Source organism: Chryseobacterium luteum (assembly GCF_000737785.1).
Classification (GTDB): Bacteria; Bacteroidota; Bacteroidia; order Flavobacteriales; family Weeksellaceae; genus Chryseobacterium; species Chryseobacterium luteum.
In genome coordinates this window covers 252,768-272,458 of the sequence record NZ_JPRO01000003.1, presented here as the reverse complement: position 1 = coordinate 272,458, position 19,691 = coordinate 252,768, and the positions used below count along the sequence as shown (strand labels likewise).

Annotated in this window: 17 protein-coding genes and 1 pseudogene; 14 read left to right on the top strand and 4 right to left on the bottom strand. The window is 37.9% G+C overall.

The features are described from left to right. Nucleotides 1–56: 56 nt before the first annotated feature. Nucleotides 57–938 carry an SDR family oxidoreductase gene (locus tag IX38_RS06485; protein WP_034703011.1) on the bottom strand — a complete coding sequence of 294 codons (882 nt, stop codon included), beginning with the start codon at nt 936–938 and terminating at the stop codon, nt 57–59. A 131-nt stretch (nt 939–1,069) separates the two neighbouring features. Here IX38_RS06485 and IX38_RS06480 point away from each other — a divergent pair. The 3 genes and pseudogenes from IX38_RS06480 to IX38_RS06470 all read left to right on the top strand — a co-directional run bounded on the left by IX38_RS06480 (nt 1,070) and on the right by IX38_RS06470 (nt 5,861). Continuing rightward, nucleotides 1,070–3,372 (top strand): annotated as a pseudogene (locus IX38_RS06480) (GH92 family glycosyl hydrolase). A gap of 328 nt (nt 3,373–3,700) precedes the next feature. Then, nucleotides 3,701–4,708 carry an aldo/keto reductase gene (locus IX38_RS06475; RefSeq protein ID WP_034703009.1) on the top strand — a complete coding sequence of 336 codons (1,008 nt, stop codon included), beginning with the start codon at nt 3,701–3,703 and terminating at the stop codon, nt 4,706–4,708. Nucleotides 4,709–4,964: 256 nt separating this feature from the next. After that, on the top strand, nt 4,965–5,861 hold the full coding sequence (locus IX38_RS06470) for a helix-turn-helix domain-containing protein (RefSeq protein WP_034703007.1): 897 nt from the start codon (nt 4,965–4,967) through the stop codon (nt 5,859–5,861). Between the two features lie 81 nt (nt 5,862–5,942). Here IX38_RS06470 and IX38_RS06465 read toward each other — a convergent pair whose 3' ends face one another. Beyond that, on the bottom strand, nt 5,943–6,329 hold the full coding sequence (locus IX38_RS06465; protein WP_034703004.1) for a winged helix-turn-helix transcriptional regulator: 387 nt from the start codon (nt 6,327–6,329) through the stop codon (nt 5,943–5,945). A 108-nt stretch (nt 6,330–6,437) separates the two neighbouring features. On the opposite strand from IX38_RS06465, the gene IX38_RS06460 reads away from it, so the two are divergent. Further along, entirely contained in the window at nt 6,438–7,040 is a 603-nt protein-coding gene (locus IX38_RS06460) for an FMN-dependent NADH-azoreductase (protein WP_034703002.1), read from the top strand. A 128-nt stretch (nt 7,041–7,168) separates the two neighbouring features. On the opposite strand, the gene IX38_RS06455 is transcribed toward IX38_RS06460, so the two are convergent. Further along, nucleotides 7,169–8,506 carry a dihydroorotase gene (locus IX38_RS06455; RefSeq protein WP_034703001.1) on the bottom strand — a complete coding sequence of 446 codons (1,338 nt, stop codon included), beginning with the start codon at nt 8,504–8,506 and terminating at the stop codon, nt 7,169–7,171. A 214-nt stretch (nt 8,507–8,720) separates the two neighbouring features. Between IX38_RS06455 and IX38_RS06450 the strand changes: the two genes are divergently transcribed. The 8 genes from IX38_RS06450 to ribA all read left to right on the top strand — a co-directional run bounded on the left by IX38_RS06450 (nt 8,721) and on the right by ribA (nt 15,764). Then, a complete protein-coding gene (locus IX38_RS06450; RefSeq protein WP_034702999.1) occupies nt 8,721–10,142 on the top strand; it encodes an oligosaccharide flippase family protein in 1,422 nt (473 codons plus the stop codon). A gap of 150 nt (nt 10,143–10,292) precedes the next feature. Next, nucleotides 10,293–11,309, top strand: coding sequence for a sugar phosphate nucleotidyltransferase (locus IX38_RS06445; RefSeq protein ID WP_034702998.1), 1,017 nt, complete (start codon nt 10,293–10,295; stop codon nt 11,307–11,309). A gap of 109 nt (nt 11,310–11,418) precedes the next feature. Beyond that, nucleotides 11,419–12,261, top strand: a complete 843-nt coding sequence (locus IX38_RS06440; protein ID WP_034702995.1) for a DUF4292 domain-containing protein — start codon at nt 11,419–11,421, stop codon at nt 12,259–12,261. Next, nucleotides 12,258–13,820, top strand: a complete 1,563-nt coding sequence (locus IX38_RS06435) for a peptidoglycan DD-metalloendopeptidase family protein (RefSeq protein WP_034702994.1) — start codon at nt 12,258–12,260, stop codon at nt 13,818–13,820. Before IX38_RS06440 ends, IX38_RS06435 begins: the two co-directional genes overlap by 4 nt. Nucleotides 13,821–13,851: 31 nt before the next feature. Then, complete coding sequence (locus tag IX38_RS06430; protein WP_034702992.1) at nt 13,852–14,067, top strand: twin-arginine translocase TatA/TatE family subunit; 216 nt, start codon at nt 13,852–13,854, stop codon at nt 14,065–14,067. Nucleotides 14,068–14,081: 14 nt separating this feature from the next. Continuing rightward, on the top strand, nt 14,082–14,696 hold the full coding sequence (locus IX38_RS06425; protein WP_034702990.1) for a DUF4254 domain-containing protein: 615 nt from the start codon (nt 14,082–14,084) through the stop codon (nt 14,694–14,696). Further along, nucleotides 14,693–15,151, top strand: coding sequence for a hypothetical protein (locus IX38_RS06420; RefSeq protein WP_034702988.1), 459 nt, complete (start codon nt 14,693–14,695; stop codon nt 15,149–15,151). The genes IX38_RS06425 and IX38_RS06420 overlap by 4 nt, the downstream gene beginning before the upstream one ends. Before the next feature lie 16 nt (nt 15,152–15,167). Continuing rightward, nucleotides 15,168–15,764, top strand: a complete 597-nt coding sequence (gene ribA / locus IX38_RS06415; protein WP_034702986.1) for a GTP cyclohydrolase II — start codon at nt 15,168–15,170, stop codon at nt 15,762–15,764. 366 nt (nt 15,765–16,130) lie between these two features. On the opposite strand, the gene IX38_RS06410 is transcribed toward ribA, so the two are convergent. After that, nucleotides 16,131–16,679, bottom strand: a complete 549-nt coding sequence (locus IX38_RS06410) for a hypothetical protein (protein ID WP_034702984.1) — start codon at nt 16,677–16,679, stop codon at nt 16,131–16,133. 115 nt (nt 16,680–16,794) lie between these two features. Between IX38_RS06410 and IX38_RS06405 the strand changes: the two genes are divergently transcribed. Continuing rightward, nucleotides 16,795–18,528: a glycoside hydrolase family 3 protein gene (locus tag IX38_RS06405; RefSeq protein ID WP_034702982.1), complete on the top strand. Its 1,734-nt coding sequence runs from the start codon at nt 16,795–16,797 to the stop codon at nt 18,526–18,528. Between the two features lie 4 nt (nt 18,529–18,532). Further along, nucleotides 18,533–19,681, top strand: coding sequence for an N-acetyl-alpha-D-glucosaminyl L-malate synthase BshA (gene bshA, locus IX38_RS06400; protein ID WP_034702980.1), 1,149 nt, complete (start codon nt 18,533–18,535; stop codon nt 19,679–19,681). The last annotated feature ends 10 nt before the right edge of the window (nt 19,682–19,691 follow it).

Genomic DNA, 19,691 nt, shown 5'->3' with positions numbered 1-19,691 from the left:
AGTTATAAAAAAACCCGGAATCGTTACAGTCCGGGATCTTTTTATGAAAATTTTAATTAATTTGTCTTTTTTGCTTTAATCATTGCTTCCAGTGCATCCCACATTTCTTTAGGAATATCCTCAAGCATGTTGAATTCTCCAGCTCCCTGAAGCCATTCGCCGCCGTCTATAGTCACTACTTCACCGTTCATATAAGCAGAATAGTCTGAAACCAGGTAAGCGGCAAGATTGGCAAGCTCCTGGTGTTCCCCTACTCTTCTTAAAGGAACTTTTTTCCTCATATCAAATTTTTCCTGAAGATCTCCCGGAAGCAGTCTGTCCCATGCTCCTTTTGTAGGGAAAGGTCCCGGCGCAATCGCATTGAAACGGATCCCGTATTTTGCCCACTCTACCGCTAAAGACCGGGTCATAGCCAGAACACCTGCTTTCGCGCATGCAGAAGGAACCACATAAGCAGATCCTGTCCATGCATAAGTGGTTACAATATTTAAAACAGTTCCCGGGCTTTTGGAATCAATCCAGTGCTTTCCGATGGAAAGGGTACAATTCTTCGTTCCTTTTAAAACAATATCCAAAATCGAATCAAAAGCAGAATGCGTTAATCTTTCCGTCGGCGAGATGAAATTTCCGGCTGCATTGTTCAACAAAATATCAATTCTTCCGAATTCTTTCAAAGCGGCTTCTTTCATCGCTTCCACCTCATCCCAGTTTCTTACGTCGCAGGCAACACACAGAACTTTTCCCCCGGTTTCCTCTTCCAGCTCTTTTGCAGTTCCCTGTAACTTCTCCAGATTACGGGAAGTGATCACTACTTTTGCCCCCAGTTCCAGGAAATATTTGGTCATTGCTTTTCCGAGACCGCTTCCGCCACCCGTTACAATCGCTACTTTATCCTGCAATGCACCTTCGCGCAGCATCGGCTGTGTATATAAATTCATATGATTTTATTTTTTCCTAAAAATACTAAATATTGAATGGATGCCATTTAAAATAATGGGATAAATAATAATGTTATAAATAGTTATTCTTCAATTTTTAATTAATTTTACTTTAGAAAATCCATTCATTCATGAAAAATACGGCAACTTTTGCAGTTTTATTCCTTTTATTTCTAAGCCAGTATTCAAAAGCCCAGCAATTTGAAAAGCTGATACACTATGTAAATCCTCTGATCGGAACTGAAAAAATGGGACATACATATCCAGGGGCAACCGTTCCCTTCGGTGCAGTACAACTGAGCCCGGAAACCGATACGATTTCTTACGAGCTCAACGGAAAATACAACGGTGAGGTGTATAAGTACTGTGCAGGATACCGCTATGAAGACAAAACAATTGTAGGTTTCAGTTCAACGCATTTCAGCGGAACCGGACATTCTGATCTTGGGGATTTTCTAATAATGCCCACTGTAGGAACACTGCAGCTGAATCCGGGAACAGCCTCACATCCTGAAAACGGCTACAGAAGCAGATTCTCCCATCAGAATGAAAAAGCCGAAGCCGGATATTATAAAGTAAAGCTGGAAGATGACCATATTTTTTTCTGGCAGAACTTACCGCCTCAACAAGAACGGGAGTCCACCGGTATACTTTTCCAAAATCTGATCAGGCACACATTATTTTAGACCTGACTGCAGGAATCTATAATTATGACGGTAAAAATGTCTGGACCTATGTACGTGTAGAAAATAACGGAACAGTAACCGGTTACCGCCAGACCAACGGGTGGGCAAGAACCCGAACAGTTTATTTCGCCATGAAATTTTCAAAACCCTTTAAATCATACGGGCAGAAAAATTTTGACGGACCTCAAATTTACAAAGGATTCTGGAGAAAATTTGACCAGAGTAAAAACTTTCCTGAAATAGCAGGTAAAAACCTGAAAATGTATTTTGACTTCGATACTGAAGAAAATGAAGCCGTTGAAGTAAAACTGGCTATTTCTCCGGTAAGCCAGGCCAATGCACTGGAGAATATGGAAAAGGAAACCGGAAATATGTCTTTTGATCAGATAAAAGCAAAGGCTCAGGAAAACTGGAATAAGGAACTGAATAAGATTGTTATCAAAGGTTCCGAAACAGAAAAGACCAATTTTTACACAGCCATGTACCATACTTTCATCAGTCCTACAACCTATATGGATGTTAACGGGGAATATAAAGGTTTGGATCAGAATATTCACAAGGCGGAAGGTTTCACGAACTATACGACTTTTTCTATCTGGGATACTTATAGAGCTCTTCATCCTTTCTTTAATATCATTCAACCCAAGCGCAATAATGATATGGTCCAATCCATGATGGCTCACTATAATCAATTCTCCATGAAAATGCTTCCCATATGGTCACATTATGCCAACGATAACTGGTGCATGAGCGGCTACCACAGCGTAAGTGTAGTTGCAGATGCGGTGATCAAAGGCAATTACAGCGGTGATCCGAAAGAAGTATTGAAAGCCTGTATTGCCACAGCAAATAAAAGAGATTATGAAGGTATCGGATATTATATTGATATGGGGTATATTCCGGCTGAGAAAAACGGAACTTCAGTTTCCAATACCCTGGAATATGCGTATGACGACTGGGCAATTGCCCAACTGGCAAAACATTTAGGGGAAACAGAAGTTTACCGTGAGTTTATCAAACGTTCTGAAAACTGGAAAAATAATTTTGATCCAAAAGCAGGCTTCATGCGTCCCCGATTAACAGACGGAAGCTTCAAAAAAGATTTTGATGTGCTGAGCACCCACGGGCAGGGTTTCATTGAAGGGAATTCCTGGAATTACAGCTTTTTCGTTCCCCAAAATCCTGACGGATTGATCCAAATAATGGGCGGAAAGAAAAAATTCGCTTCAAAACTGGATGAGTTGTTCACGATGCATTTACCTGACGAGTTTTTCGCAGACACAGAAGACATAACAAGAGAAGGAATTATCGGTGGATATGTTCACGGAAACGAACCGGCGCATCATGTCGCCTATTTTTATAACTGGGCGGGACAACCCTGGAAAACTCAGGCGCAGATCAGGCGAATTTTAGAAATGCAATATAAAGCAACTCCCGATGGATTGGGCGGAAACGATGATGCCGGGCAGATGAGCGCCTGGTATATTTTGAGTTCGCTTGGTTTTTATCCTGTTGCTCCGGGTTCGGAAGATTATGCCATTGGAAGTCCGGCTATTGATCATGCGGTTTTGAATTTAGAGAACGGAAAAACTTTTGAAATTGAAGCGATCAACCAAAGTCCGGAGAGTGTTTATGTTGAAAAAATTCTTCTTAACGGAAAAGAAATAAAAAACTTTACATTGAAGCATTCTGATATTATGAATGGCGGAAAATTGAGTTTTTATATGAGTTCTAAGGCGAAGAAATAACCCTTAAACATAAATTACACTAATGTTTTTCACTAATTTTCACAAATAAAATCCATAAAGCTGTCATTCAGAGCGGAATACAGTGAAGCGTGAAATCTAAACATAGCTTTATTTACGTTTTTTAGATTCCTGCGAAATGACAAAGATTAGATAATTTCTCATGCAGATTTGCAGATAACGCAGATTTTTAAACTCAATCATCTGCGAAATCTGATCAATCCGCGAGAAACAAAATTCACTCATCCGTAATCTGAATACGACAATCGTGGTTTTGCATACATCCGATTCTTAATTTCTGTTGAATTTTGTATCAATAAAATTGAACAATATGAAATTGAATCAGGTAAAATTAGGAAGCCAGGGATTAATCATTCCGAATATCGGGTTGGGATGTATGGGAATGACCGGTTTTGGAGATGCGGATACTTATGGCAAAGCCGACGAAAAAGAAGCTATCGCAACGATTCATCGCTCTTTGGAATTGGGTGGAAATTTTCTCGACACTGCCGATTTGTACGGTCCTTTCAAAAATGAACAGCTGATTGCAAAAGCTATTGAAGGAAACCGCAGCCAATATATTATCGCAACAAAATTCGGTTGGGAAATTGACGATAATGAACAAATCACCTGGAAAATCAACGGGACTAAAGATTATGTAAAAAAATCGGTTGAACGTTCCCTCAAAAATCTGAAAACGGATTATATCGACTTGTATTATATGCATCGCCTGGATAAAAATGTGCCTGTTGAAGAAACTGTTGGAGCGATGAGTGATTTGGTGAAAGAAGGAAAAATCGGTTATGTAGGTTTGTCTGAAGTTTCTTCTGAAACTGTGAAAAGAGCACATGCAGTTCATCCTATTTCGGCAGTTCAGAGTGAATTTTCTCTGTTTGAAAGGACAGTTGAAGAAAAAGGGGTGATCCAAACCTTGAATGAATTGGGAATTGGTTTTGTGGCTTATTCGCCTTTGGGAAGAGGATTTTTATCCGGGCAAATCCGTTCGATTGATGATCTGCCGGAAAATGATTTCCGGAGAGGAATTCCTCGTTTTCAGGAGGAGCATTTCCATAAAAATATTGAATTGGTGGAAGCGATTGAAAATCTGGCAAAGGAAAAAGAAATTACTTCTTCTCAACTGGCTCTAGCATGGATCATCAGCAAAGAAATCGTTCCAATTCCAGGGACAAAACGCCGAAAATATGTTGAACAAAATATTGAAGCAAGTAAAATTATGTTAAGTGAAGCTGATCTTCAGAAGCTGGAAAGTATTGTACCATTGGGAACGGATACCGGTAAGCCTTATGATGAATTCAGTATGGGGCTTTTGGATTATTAATTTTTTGACACGAATACACGAATTTTATTGTTGGAATAATTTCTTAGGCACTTTTTATAATGTGATAAGAGATAATTTCAGACAGAGCTTTAGATTATTAATTTTTTGACACGAATACATGAATTTTATTAATGGAATAATTTCTTAGGTACTTTTTATAATACAATGAGATAATTTCCGGCATATTATTCGTGTATTCGTGGCATAATTACTTTCCAAAAATTATCACTATTTTTATTATGTAGAATCTCAAATTATGAACACGATAAAATCTATTTCGGCTTTTCACAGATTGTTGTCGCTTCCCGAACCGAAGCATCCGCTGGTAAGTGTTATCAATCTTCATGAAAGTGTTTTTATTGAAGATGATGTCTGGAAAGGTTTTGTCAGCAGATATTATTGTGTTGCGCTGAAACGGAATGCCACCGGAAAAATAAAATACGGACAGCAACATTATGATTATGACAAAGGTGTTTTAAGCTTTACAGCGCCCAATCAGGTTCAGTATCTCGATCTGAAGACAATGGATTGTGAAAATACGGGTTATCTGTTGATTTTTCACGAAGATTTTCTGCTGAAACACTCTTTAGCAACTACGATTTTGTCTTACGGATTTTTCTCTTACGCCGTGAATGAGGCTTTGCATCTATCTGAAGATGAAGAGAATGATTTGCTCGAAATTCTATATAAAATAGACAAAGAATGTCAGCATATTGACCATCATACTCAGGAAATTATTTTGTCGCAGATTGAATTGTTATTAAATTATTCCAAACGGTTTTATGAAAGACAGTTTATCACCCGAAAAAGCGGAAGCCATCAGCTTTTAACGAAATTTGAATCTTATTTAAATGATTATTTTAACACGGAATCATCTGAAAAAGGTCTTTTAACAGTTCATCAAATTGCAGAAGCGATGAATCTTTCAGCCAATTATTTAAGTGATTTTTTGAGAGTTCATACCGGACAGAATACGCAGCAACATATCCATGAAAAACTGATCAGTAAGGCAAAAGAAAAACTTTCAACAACGGAACTTTCGATAAGTGAAATTGCTTATGAATTGGGATTTGAGCATTCGCAATCGTTTAGTACGCTTTTCAAAAAGAAAACGAAGATGTCTCCTTTGGAGTTTCGGCAGTCTTTTAATTGATATATTTTCTCAGGCAGATTTTGCGGATAGGGCAGATTTTTTTGTAATTCATCTGCGAAATTTGCTTAATCCGCGAGCTTCTTATTTATTTTCGAAAACATCCTCTCTGATATTATTTTTGTGTATTCTTCCCCACTCGGAAAGTGCCATAATAACTGTTTTCAAAGTTTTGCTGTAATTTGTGGAAATATATTCCACAACCACAGGCGTTTGTTCTGAATGTACAATTCTTTTTACAAAACCATTTAATTCTAAATCTTTCAGTTCGTTTGAAAGCACTCTTGCAGATATTCCCACAACAATTCTCTGAAGCTCATTGAATCGAATGCTGCCATTTTCCTGCAAAGAAATAATAATTTTCAGCTTCCACTTTCCACCGATAACATAAATCGCATCTTCCACAGACGAAAGACTTTCAGAGCATCTGCGAGCGGTAATAGGTTCTTCTAATTCAATACTTTTTTCCATAAAATAAATCTTAACTAACCAAAAGATTACTACTAACCTTTTGTTCACTACTAACTTTTCATAAGCAAATGTACATAATTTTGCTGAAGAATTTTAAATCATAAAAAAATGAAAAGTATACTTCACATTATTACAAGTCCGAGAACGGATGTATCTGCAAGCAGAAAATTAGGAAATACTGTTATTGAAAAAATTCAGGAAAAATATCCTGACAGTATTGTAAAAGAGCGTGACTTGACAAAAAACCTCGTTCCATTGTTAGAAGAAAAACATATCAATACTTTTTTCTCTCCCGCAGAAAATCACTCTACGGAGCAGCAATCAATCAATGCATATTCTGAAAACTTAATTTCGGAATTACAGGAGGCCGACATTATCGTTATCGATTCCCCGATGTACAATTTCTCTGTTCCTGCCACACTCAGAGCGTATTTTGATTTTACCTCAAGGGCAGGCTACACTTTTAAATATGATGAAAATGGTCCTAAAGGCTTGTTGAATGACAAAAAATTATACATCGCTTTCACGTCCGGAAATATTTACTCGGAAGGTCCATATCAGATTTATGATTCCAATGTTCCTTATGTAAAAAATGTTTTTGGGTTCTACGGCGTTACAGATGTCAGTGTTTTTCGTGCAGAAGGCCTTTCGATTCCGGGAATTATGGAAAACGCTTTAGAAAAAGGAATTGAAAGTATCGTGATTGATTAATATTTAAATTTATTAGAAAATAATCTCTCGTTGATGAAGCAAATCTGGCAGATGAATTACAAAAAAATCTGCTTTATCTGCTTTATCTGCGAGAAACAAAAAAGACTGCAAATCGCAGTCTTTTTAATTTATTCCTGAACTTCGAAAAGCAATCGCTCTCCGAATTTTGTTTCACTAATTTTTCCGTTGTCGTAAACCAGATGCCCATTCACAAAAGTCTGGGTTACTTTAGAATGGAAATTCGTTCCCTCCAGCGGGCTCCAGCCGCATTTGTAAAGGATATTTTCTTTGGCAACTGTCCAGTTTTCATTTAAATCAACCAAAACCAAATCTGCTTTATACCCTTCCCTCACAAAACCTCTTTTCTCCACTCTGAAAAGAATAGCAGGATTGTGAGACATTTTTTCAACTATTTTTTCTAAAGAAATTTTTCCGTTGATATAATTTTCAAGCATCACAACCAAAGAATGTTGTACCAAAGGCGCTCCGGAAGGACATTTTGTGTAGACGTTCTGTTTTTCTTCGGCAGTATGAGGCGCGTGATCTGTTGCAATCACATCAATTCTGTCGTCCAGAAGAGCTTCCCAAAGTGCATCTTTGTCTTTCTGCGCTTTTACAGCAGGATTCCATTTGATCAGGGAGCCTTTGGTTTCATAATCTTCATTGGTAAATGTCAAATGATGAACGCATACTTCAGCCGTAATTTTTTTATCTTTTAAAGGAATATCATTTCTGAAAAGTTCCATCTCCTTAGCTGTTGAAAGGTGGAAAACGTGAAGTCTGGCTCCCGTCTTCTTAGCTAATTCAATGGCTTTGGAAGAAGATTTATAACAGGCTTCTTCACTTCTGATCAAATGGTGGAATTTTACGGGAATATCTTCACCGTATTCATCGAGATATTTCTGGGTATTGGCCTTGATTGTTGCTTCATCTTCACAGTGAACAGCAATCAGCATTTTTGTGCTGCTGAAAATATTTTCAAGTGTTTCGGGATTATCTACCAGCATATTTCCTGTAGAAGATCCCAGGAATAACTTAATTCCCGGAACATTTCTCGGATCTGTCTTTAAAACTTCCTCAAGATTATCATTGGTTCCTCCCATCATAAAACCATAGTTGGCGTATGCTTTTTGAGAGCCAATTTCGTATTTGTCGGCCAGTAGTTCCTGGGTAACTGCATTAGGAACCGTGTTCGGCTGATCGATAAAACTTGTTACTCCACCTGCGATGGCAGCTCTGGACTCGGTTTCAATATCTCCTTTATGTGTTAGTCCCGGATCCCTGAAATGTACCTGGTCATCTATTACACCTGGCAGAAGATATTTTCCTGAACCGTCGATAATAAGGTCTGCTTCTTCAGAAATTTGAGAATCTATTTTAGAAATTAAATCATTTTCAATTAAAACATCACCTTCAACGATCTTTCCTTCGTTGACGATTTTTACGTTTTTGATTAGGGTCTTCATTTTTACTTTTATAGAAATTAAAGGTTAGACTATTAGAAGCTAGATGTCAGAAATTTTAAGTCAGAAAATTTTAAGTGCACACTACAATCACTAATTTCTAACTTCTAATATCTAGTATCTACAAAAAACAAAATTAAGGTTTATGAATGAATTTTAATGTTGTCGATTATAAATCAATTTCTAAATATTTACATTTGCATAAAAATTTCACCCATTGAAAAAACTTCTGAACGAGACTATTATATATGGAATTGGAGCGATTATGCCGAGGGTTATTCTATTTATCCTAAATCCTTTATATATTAATCAGATTGATAATAAAGACTTTGCAATATTCTCAAACCTGTATGCGTTAATTTCTTTTGTGAATATCATGCTTTCTTTCGGCTTTGAGACTGCATTTTTCCGTTTCTCTGCCGATAAAGAGAACGAAAAGAAAACCTTCAATACTTCATTTTGGTTCCTGTTCGGGTTATCTACGCTTTTCCTTTTAGGTGTATTAATTTTCAGCCAGCCTATTGCGGACCAGCTGGGGTATTCATCCAATCCTGAATATATAAGGTGGTTTGCATGGATTGCATTTTTTGATAACCTCTGCGTCATCCCTTTCGCATGGCTCAGATACAATAACAAACCGATAAAATATTCTTTGGTAAGGATTTTACAGTCTCTTTTTCAAACGGTTATAACCGTTGCTTTATTCTTATATATTCCCTTCAGCATATCTCAGGATTTCGGATTGAAAGAAAAAGTATCATTCCCTTTTTACAGTAATCTCGCTGCAAGTTTCTTAGGGTTTCTGCTGCTCCTGCCTGTTACTTTCAAGGTAAGGTTTCAGTTTTCTGCCAGTCTTTTTAAAAACATGATCAAATATTCCTGGCCGGTAATGATTGCCGGAATGGCTTTCATGGTTAATGAAAATTTTGACAAAGCCATACAGATCTACAATATCCCGAATGAAGATGCCGGAGCCTACGGCGGATGCTACAAACTGGCCGTTTTGATGACCTTATTTGTGACCGCTTACAGAATGGGAATTGAACCGTTCTTTTTTAAGCAAATGAATAACAATAATGCTAAAAACACCTATGCTAAAGTGACGGAATACTTTACGTTCTTTGCCTCTACGGTTGCTATGGGAATTATCGCCAATATTTCCTGGCTAAAGCAGATACTGATTCCTAACAGCAGTTACTGGACGGCCATTGACATTATACCGATCATCGTTATTGCCAATCTCTGTTTCGGAATTTACTATAACTTTTCCACATGGTATAAAGTAACGGACAGAACTAAAGTGGGAACGGTGATTTCCTGGCTGGGAGCAGCAATCACCATCATCCTGAATTTATTATTTCTTACCAAATACGGGTTTATGGTTTCTGCCTGGGTAACCTTTATTGCGTACTTTATCATGATGATCACATCCTATTTATTAGGGCAGAAATACTATCCTATTCCTTACCGTATAAAAAAAATGACTTTATTCTTAGGACTGCTGATGGTATTCAGTTTTATTATTGTCTATTTTTTCAATTACAATTTCTGGATCGGAAACCTTTTATTCCTCATTTATGCAGGAGTTTTGATATATTCGGAGAAAAACATGCTATTGTCAAGAATCAGAAAAAACTGATTATGGCCTCTAATTTGATACTATTCATTTCTTTTCTAAAAAATTAAACACAGGTTTATAAAAATGTTAAATATTATGATCAGCAATGATTTTAATTATTACCTTTAACCTGATCAAAATAAATAATAAATAAACATTGTCATATACTCTATGAAAATAATTGTTCCTATGGCTGGACGCGGTTCCAGATTACGTCCACATACCCTGACAGTTCCAAAACCTCTTATCCCGATTGCAGGAAAACCTATCGTACAGAGGCTCGTAGAAGATATTGCTAAAGTGGCAGGTGAAAAAATTGAAGAAGTAGCATTTATCATTGGGGATTTCGGACCGGAGATTGAAAAATCTTTACTTCAGATAGCCGAAAAACTGGGAGCAAAAGGAAGTATATATTATCAGAATGACCCTCTTGGAACAGCTCATGCCATTAAATGTGCACAAGATTCAATGCAGGGAGATGTAGTGATCGCTTTTGCAGATACATTATTCCGTGCAGATTTTGTTTTAGATAAAAACTCAGATGGTGTAATCTGGGTAAAAAGTGTAGAAGACCCGTCCGCTTTCGGAGTGGTAAGACTAGACAACTACGGATTCATTACAGATTTCGTTGAAAAACCTCAGACTTTCGTTTCAGATCTTGCCATCATCGGTATTTATTACTTCAACAGTGCTGAAAAGCTGATGAACGAGATCAACTATATTATGGATAATAATATAAAAAACGGTGGCGAATACCAGCTGACTACAGCATTGGAAAACCTTAGGGCAAAAGGAGCAAAATTTACTTTAGGAAAAGTGAATGACTGGATGGACTGCGGAAACAAAAATGCGACCGTAGAAACCAACAGCAAGATCCTTGAGTACGAAAGAGAAGCGATGCTTAATTATCCGGCATCAGCGGTTATTGAAAATTCATTGGTCATCCAGCCGTGCTTCATCGGTGAAAATGTAAGGATTTCCAATTCTAAAGTAGGTCCCGGAGTTTCATTGGGAAACAATACCGTTATTGTTAATTCCAATATTGAAAATTCCCTGATCCAGGAAAACACAAAGATCAATCACGGAAATCTGTCCAATTCTATGATCGGAAATTCCGCACAGTACTTTGGCGTTTCCAGAGAGATTTCTTTAGGGGACTACTCCGTTTTAGATTTTTTATCTAGATAAGATCAGAAATAATTAATATAAAATAAGATACATTCAGACCACATAACATTTGTTGTGTGGTTTGGCGTTAATATTGCAGCGTATTTTTTTTAACCGAAAGACAAAATACATGAAAAACTGGATCCCGATACTTCTCCTATTTCTTACCTTATCATCCTGTAAAACAAGAAATGCAGCTAAAAATAATGGCAGCAGCAAGGATAGTACCGTCATAGCAGAAGACAGCAGAAATCCCAAAGATGCCAATGAGCCGGTGAGAGATAAGCTTACCTTCTATGAGCATGTCCTTATTCCTCCAAAATTTGACCAGATCAAGATTAGCAGTAAAGTAAATGTGGAAACCGGAAGCTTTATCCCCACTCTTGATGCTACAATTTATATTGAGAATAATACGAAAGTGTGGATGAATCTTCAGGCATTCTTTATTGGAGTGGCCAAAGGTATAGCAACCCCTGAAGGGATCAAGGGACAGGACAAAACCAGCAAGACCTATATCGATTCAGACTTTGACTATTTAAATAATTTACTTAATGTCAATTTCATTGATTACAAATCGCTGGAAAAAATACTGATGGGCAGAACTTTTGTAAAGATCAGCGATTCCCAGTTTACCCTGACCAAAAATGCACAGGGCTTTAAAATGGTTTCCAATAACAACCAGAAAATTGTTACAGATCAGAAAACCAGGGAATACAAAATTGTCCTCAACTATGATACCAATTATGATCTGCTCAGTGTCAACTTAAAGGATGTTTTATCTCCTGATGAACTGGAAATCTCTTACAGCAATTGGGATGAATACAATGGAATCCGCCTTCCAAAAAATGTTAAAATAATTATAAAAGGCTCAAAATCTAGCCAAATTTTACTGGAAAACACGAAATTTGACTTTTCGAGGATGGAAACACCTTATTCTGTACCATCCAGTTATAAGAAAATTGAGATTAAATGATTAAAAAATTTAGCTTTTTAATAGGTATTCTACTGTTTGGCCTGCATCAGGGACAGCAGAATAAGGAACAGCTTCAGAAACAGAATGCCGATCTTAAAAAACAAATTGTACAGATCAATACAGATCTGGCTAAAACCAGAAACGAATCTAAACTTTCAGTAGCCTATCTTAATAATGTCAATAAAAAACTGACATTAAGGGAAAAGGTGTATACCAATACTCAGAAAGAAAAAAGATTCATTGAAGACGAGATCTATCTGCGTCAGCTGGAAATCAACCGCCAGAACAAAGAACTGGCAGTTCTCAGAAAGAATTATGCTGAAGTTCTCATCAATGCTTACAAAAACAAAGGGGTACAGAACAAAGTAACCTTCATTCTTTCATCCAAAAATTTAGGAGAAGCTATAAGAAGGGTACAGTATCTGAAACAGTACGCCGACTATCAGGATAAAAAAGCTGCAGAAATAAGTGATGCAGCTGCCCAGATCAAAAAATCAATCGCCCAGAAACAGAATTCTGCAAGAGAAAAGGAAAACATTCTTTCCAACCAGCAGAAAGATCTGGCCACCATCGCTGCAGAAAGAGCGCAAAAAGAGCAGCTGCTGGCAGATTTCAAGAAAAACGAATCTAAGCTTACGGTAGAGCTTAAGCAGAAGCAGGTTCAGTCTAAAGCTTTAGAGGGACAGATCAGAGCCATTATCGCAGAAGAGATCAGAATAGCAAAAGCAGAAGAAGAAGCCAGAAGAAAAGCAGAGGCAGAAAAAATCCGAATGGCCAAACTCATTGCAGAAAGAGAAAAGGCAAGAATTGAAGCCGAAGCAAAAGCAAGGACCGAAGCCCTGGAAAGAGAAAGAAAACTGGCAGAAATTGAAGCCAAAAAAGCCTCTGATCTTGCCGCAAAAAGAGCTGAAGAAGAGAAAAAACGTAATGAAGAGGCAGCAAGAACAGAAGCCAGTGCAAAAGACGAAGCCAGAAGAGTAGCTGCGAAAAAAGCATCCGACGAAGCTAATATCAGGGCAAAAGAAGCTACCGACAAACTTATTGCCGCCAGAGCAGCAGAAGCCGCACTGAGCAAGAAAAAAGAAGAAGAGAAAAAAGCCGCTGAAACCAAAGCAATGACCAGCTATGGGGTAACCACATCTATCGGCAGCAGTTTTGCAGACAGCAGAGGAAAACTTGGCTATCCCGCAGACAGAGCCGGACAGGTAACCCACAGGTTCGGAAGACAGCCACACCCGGTTTTCAAAAATATTGTAGAGGAAAATACAGGTATTAAAATATCCGTGCCATCAGGAACGCGCGCCAAATCCGTATATCCGGGAACAGTCTCTTCTGTATTGGCAAACAGTGACGGAACAAAAACCGTTATGGTAAAACACGGAAATTATTTCACGATCTATTCTAACCTTGGGAACGTAAGTGTATCTAAAGGACAGCAGGTTTCTTCCGGCACTCCCGTAGGTACTATAGCGCAGGATTTCGATGGTTCCTATACCCTTGATTTCCAGGTATGGAACGGAAATACACCAGTTGACCCATTAGGTTGGATTTCATATTAAAAAAAGCTTAACTTTGCAAAAATCTTAAGAGATGAATACACTAACAATACTTGCCTTATCTTGGCAGCACATCCTTATCGTAGCTATACTTTTGGTATTGCTGTTCGGAGGAAAGAAAATTCCGGAATTAATGAGAGGAGTTGGTTCGGGAATCAAAGAATTTAAAGATGCGGTGAAGGAAGAAGACAAACCAGGTTCTGAAAACAAAACCTCTTCTACCAACAATAATAATACTACCAGCAACTAAAATTCCTCAGCATAATGAATTTTACTGAGACTGCATGGAAAGTCTTCAATCAGTCTATTGAAGATTATCACGTGTCCGATGACGTTAACGCTCTAATTAATAACCCGTTTGAAAAAGACAGTTTGGAACGGATTTTGTATGCAAAGAACTGGATTGATACCGTTCAATGGCATTTGGAAGATATTATTAGAGATGAAAATATTGATCCCGCTGAAGCTCTTCAACTGAAGAGAACAATAGATGCATCCAACCAGAAAAGAACAGATCTGGTAGAATTTATCGACAGCTGGTTTCTTACAAAGTTTGAAAATATAACTCCCAGACCTGATGCAAAAATCAATACAGAAACACCCGCTTGGGCTGTAGACAGATTATCAATTCTTGCATTAAAGGTTTATCATATGTCATTAGAGGCCAATAGGGAATCCGCTTCTGAAGAGCACCGTGCCAGCTGCCAGGCTAAACTGGAGGTACTGCTTACTCAGAAAGAGGACCTTACAACTTCTATAGATCAGTTGCTTACTGATATTGAGTCCGGTAATGTTAAGATGAAAGTATACAAACAAATGAAAATGTATAACGATGACAGTCTTAACCCGATCCTTTATCAAAAGGGGCAACAGAAATGAGAAAACAGTTTTTTTTTGGAGTACTACTATTAATCATAACTTCCTGCGCAACGGAGAAGCTTAACCTTTCCCCGTTGTCTAATAATTTTTACAGCGAAACTAAAGGTTCTGATTCCGACAGAGGGGCAAAAAAAGGCTTTGATATCAATATCAGGGAAAATGTGAACGCTTCTGAAATTTCAAATCTGATTTCTACTTTTCCAAGGTTTAAAAACAATAGTTTGAATGATGAAGTGACAAGCTTGAAATACAGCCTTCAGAATTATTTATACGCCATTGATGCCAACAATTCGTCGGGAAAAAGCAGGGCCATTAAAAGCTTCGAAAAATCATATAAGAAAATTCAGAAACTCAGACAGCAGCTTGACAAAGATGATGATGAAGTTCTTAACAGATACCTGGTACGTCTAAAAACCAATATTTCTGTAATCGAAGATTCTTTAAAAGGAAATTAAAAACCAACCATTATTAATGATTAAAATTCAGGCAGAGGCCAATGTTCCCACAGAACACGGCTCTTTCCGAATGATCGCTTTCTCCGAAAACGAAAACGACTGGATGCCGCACATGGCCATCGTAGCAGAAAATACAGATTTTTCAAAACCGGTGAACGTACGTTTCCATTCCGAATGCATTACAGGAGAAGTTTTCCATTCAAAAAAATGTGAATGCGGCCAGCAATTGGATGCCGCAATGAAATATACCCACGAAAACGGAGGCATTATTGTGTATCTCCGTCAGGAAGGAAGAAATATTGGGATCATCAATAAGCTGAAAGCCTATTCGCTTCAGGAAAAAGGTCTGGACACGGTACAGGCCAATCTGGAACTGGGACTTCCTGCTGATGACAGAAATTTTGGAGTCGCTATCGACATCCTGAATTTACTGGATGTAAAAGATATTAACCTTTTAACCAATAATCCGGAAAAGGTAAAATATGTTGTCAATAGCAATATTCACCTTAACTCCAGGATTCCTTTACAGATCCCGGCCAATGAGATGAGTAGAGGCTATCTGAAAACTAAAAAAGATTTCTTCGGTCATCTGCTGGATGACAACGATAATTAAATATAACTAAAGCTTCAGAAATTTCTGAAGCTTTAATTTTATTACAAATTCCTCTATTTTATAAATTTAATTCTCGGTTAATAGCTGGAAGAATAACTCAGGAAGTTACCTTTGGTATCGTTGTCAAGGTTTAAAACCTTGACAACGATTAGCTCCTCAACACTTTCCACGGACGTAGTGTATTAAAGTAATAAACTGTCCTACAGACATGCTTTCGGCTTTAATAATTTCAACCCTTCCGGCTTACAACTTCATGACAGCATTAAAAAATGGCTAATCCCCAACTCCGGGTTAAATACAATAAAAGCTCCGGGATTTCTCCCGGAGCTTTTTTAATAATTATAAAAACTGAAAAGATATTCTTGATTAATTCTTAACTCTAATCTTAGATTCGTCAATATTGTAATATTTAATCACACTATTGTAATCATTGTAATCTACTGCATTTTTAGCAGTTTTTGCTCCACCTGTACCTGTGGTATTTGCCGGAATAATCACCACTCTGAATTTTTTATTCTGGTAATAGGATGCATTAGCCGTCAAACTGAATGTAGAAGTTGAATTAATATTAATTGTAGCCCCATATTTACTGAATTCATAAAGATAATCTACAGCATCATTATTGGCGTTACCAACATAATAAGTATATGGAAGAAGTTTCCAGATAGGAGCATCTCCATCAGTTCCAATCTGCATATAAATAAGCACCATATCAGATTGTACTAACGCTTGCTGAAAATCATCGCTGAATCTATAAAGATTATCATTAACCCTAGTAAAGTTAGGCACTACATCAAATGCCTGACTTATAGTATCGTAATCTACTGCCTGAACAGGAGTATCATCATCATTGTCGCAGCTATAGGCAGTAAAACCTACAGTACCCAGGAATAAAAAGAGAAGTATTTTTTTCATTTTTAGAAAAGTTTAGTTATTATTTATAAAGCGTATTCAAATCATATACCAAAAGTTGCAAAAACTTTGTTTTCATCATTTTTTTAATTGTATTTTTGTTCTTATTCAAAAGATCATGAAGAAATTGCTATATAGTTCCCTCTTTATTTTTTCATTAATAAGCTTTACTGCCAGAGCCCAGTACCAGCCCAAAAACATTTCCAACGAAGATCTTAAAAAAGCTCATCATTGGGTAAACAAAACCTACAGATCACTTTCTCAGGATGAAAAACTGGGTCAGCTGTTTATTGTAGCACTTTATACGAATAAAGGAGAAGACTATATTAACCAGATCAGAAATATTGTGGTGAATGATAAGATCGGAGGACTGATCTTAATGCAGGATGATGCTGCCAGAGAGATCAATCTGGTCAACGAGTTCCAGCAGAAATCAAGGGTTCCGATGATGATCGGGATGGATGCAGAATGGGGTGTATTCCAAAGAATTGCTACGGCACATAAATTTCCCTGGGCCATGACCCTCGGAGCCATACAGGATAAAAGCCTCATCTGCCAGATGTCCGCCAAAATAGCGGAAGACTGCCACAGAATGGGAATCAACTGGGATTTTGCACCGGTTGTCGATGTGAATACCAATCCCAATAATCCTATTATCGGAAACAGAAGCTTCGGTTCAGAGGTTGATAATGTGATCAGTTCTGCTTTGTCTTATTCTAACGGTCTTCAGGACAATACTATTCTTGCTGCCATCAAACATTTTCCGGGGCATGGCGATACCAGTACGGACTCGCATCTGGATCTGCCTGTGGTTTCACATACTTTAGAAAGATTAAACACCGTTGAGCTGGCTCCTTTTAAAGCTTTAATGGATAAAGGAATCGGTGGTGTGATGGTCGCTCACTTATATGTTCCGAGCCTTGAATCAGGGAAAGGAATTCCTGCTTCGGTTTCTAAAAACATCATTACAGGTTTATTGAAAGATAAACTGGGATATAAAGGCCTGATCATCACAGATGCCCTGAACATGGGTGCCGTAGCCAATAAATATAAGCCGGGCGAACTGGATGCACTTGCTTTTAAAGCAGGAAATGACATTATGCTTTTCTCACAGGGAGTGTCGGAAGGGAAAAAATTAATCCAGAAAGCCATTGAAAACGGAGAAATCCCACAATCAAGGGTGGAAGAAAGTGTAAAGAAAATTTTACTGACAAAATACTTCCTCGGACTTGATAAATACAGTCCGAAAAATCCTGAAAACATCAACAGTGATCTGAATAATGATTCTCACAAAACATTGGCGCAAAATCTTTATGCCAATGCACTGACCCTGCTGAAAGATGATCGAAAACTGCTTCCTGTCAACGGGAAACAGGTGTATTACGTTCCTCTGGAAGAAGCTCCCTATCAGACTTTCGCCAGTCAGCTGGGATCTAATGTCATGATCAAAAAAGCAAACGAAATTAATACAATTCCTCCGGGTTCTACCGTAATTGCAGGATTCCACAAGGATAATTCAACAGCATATAAACCTTATAAAATTTCGGCAGAATCCAGGAAAGTGCTTGCTGATCTTACCAAAAACCAAAATGTTATCTTAAATGTTTTCGGAAGCGCTTATGCTTTAAAAGACATTGATATTTCAAAAGTATCTACAGTTCTTGTCTCTTATGAAAACAATGATGATTCAATGACCGCCGCAGCCAACGCTATGAACGGGAAAACAAAAATATGGGGCAGACTGCCGGTTCTGGTCAATGATCAGCTGAAAGCAGGCATGGGAATCGATTACACTCCTGTTTCTGCACCGAATATGAATACAACAGTTTCTACAACATCAAAACAACAATAATCTAATGAAAATAGGCATACTTTGCTATCCAACATACGGCGGAAGCGGAATCGTAGCAACAGAACTGGGCATGTCACTGGCCAATAAAGGCTATGAAGTACATTTTATAAGTTCTGCACTTCCTGCAAGACTGGACATTACCAACCCGAATATTTTCTTTCACAGGGTGAATGTGCAGACCTACCCGCTTTTCCAGTATCAGCCTTATGATATTGCATTAAGCTCCATGATTTACCGTGTGGTGAATCTGTATAAGCTGGATCTGCTACACGCTCATTATGCCATTCCATATGCGTACGCCGCATTTACAGCCAAACAGATGCTGAAGGAGGATAATAATGATATCCCATTGGTAACTACCCTGCACGGAACGGATATTACTCTTGTTGGGCAGCACCCTAGTTACAAGCATGCCGTAGAATTTTCGATCAACCAGTCAGATGCCATCACTTCTGTTTCTGAAAGTCTTAAAAAAGATACACTGCAGTTTTTTAATATCAAGAAAGAAATACAGGTGATTACCAATTTTATTGATAATTCTGAATTCGATGACTGCACGGAATGCCAGAGAACACAGTTTGCGAATCCGGACGAGAAAATTCTGATCCATGTTTCCAATCTACGCCCTGTAAAACGTGTTGATGAAGTCCTGCAGATCTTCAAGAGTGTTGAAAAAAAGGTAAAATCTAAACTGATCATTATAGGTGAAGGGCCGGATATGGAAAAGGTGAACCAGTTTCTGGAGGAAAACCCTGAGCTTATTTCAAAGATCCGTTTATTAGGAAAAGTGAATGACCTGTATAAGATTCTGCAGCTGTCTGATGTGTTTTTACTTCCATCTGAGCAGGAAAGTTTCGGTCTGGCAGCTCTTGAGGCTATGGCCGCCTATACTCCCGTGATCAGCTCCAATGCAGGCGGAATCCCTGAGGTGAATATCCAGGGAGAAACAGGATTCTTAGCTGAAATCGGAAATGTGGAGGCGATGAGCAATTACACCATCAAGCTGCTAAGCAATGATGAACTTTTAGCCAAAATGAAAAAAAATGCGAAAGAACAAGCTATAAAATTCGATTTGAAAAACATTCTTCCTATATATGAGGAAATGTATAGAACGACTATAGAAAATTTCAGGAAAGAGCCGGCGAAAGTATAATATTTCTATT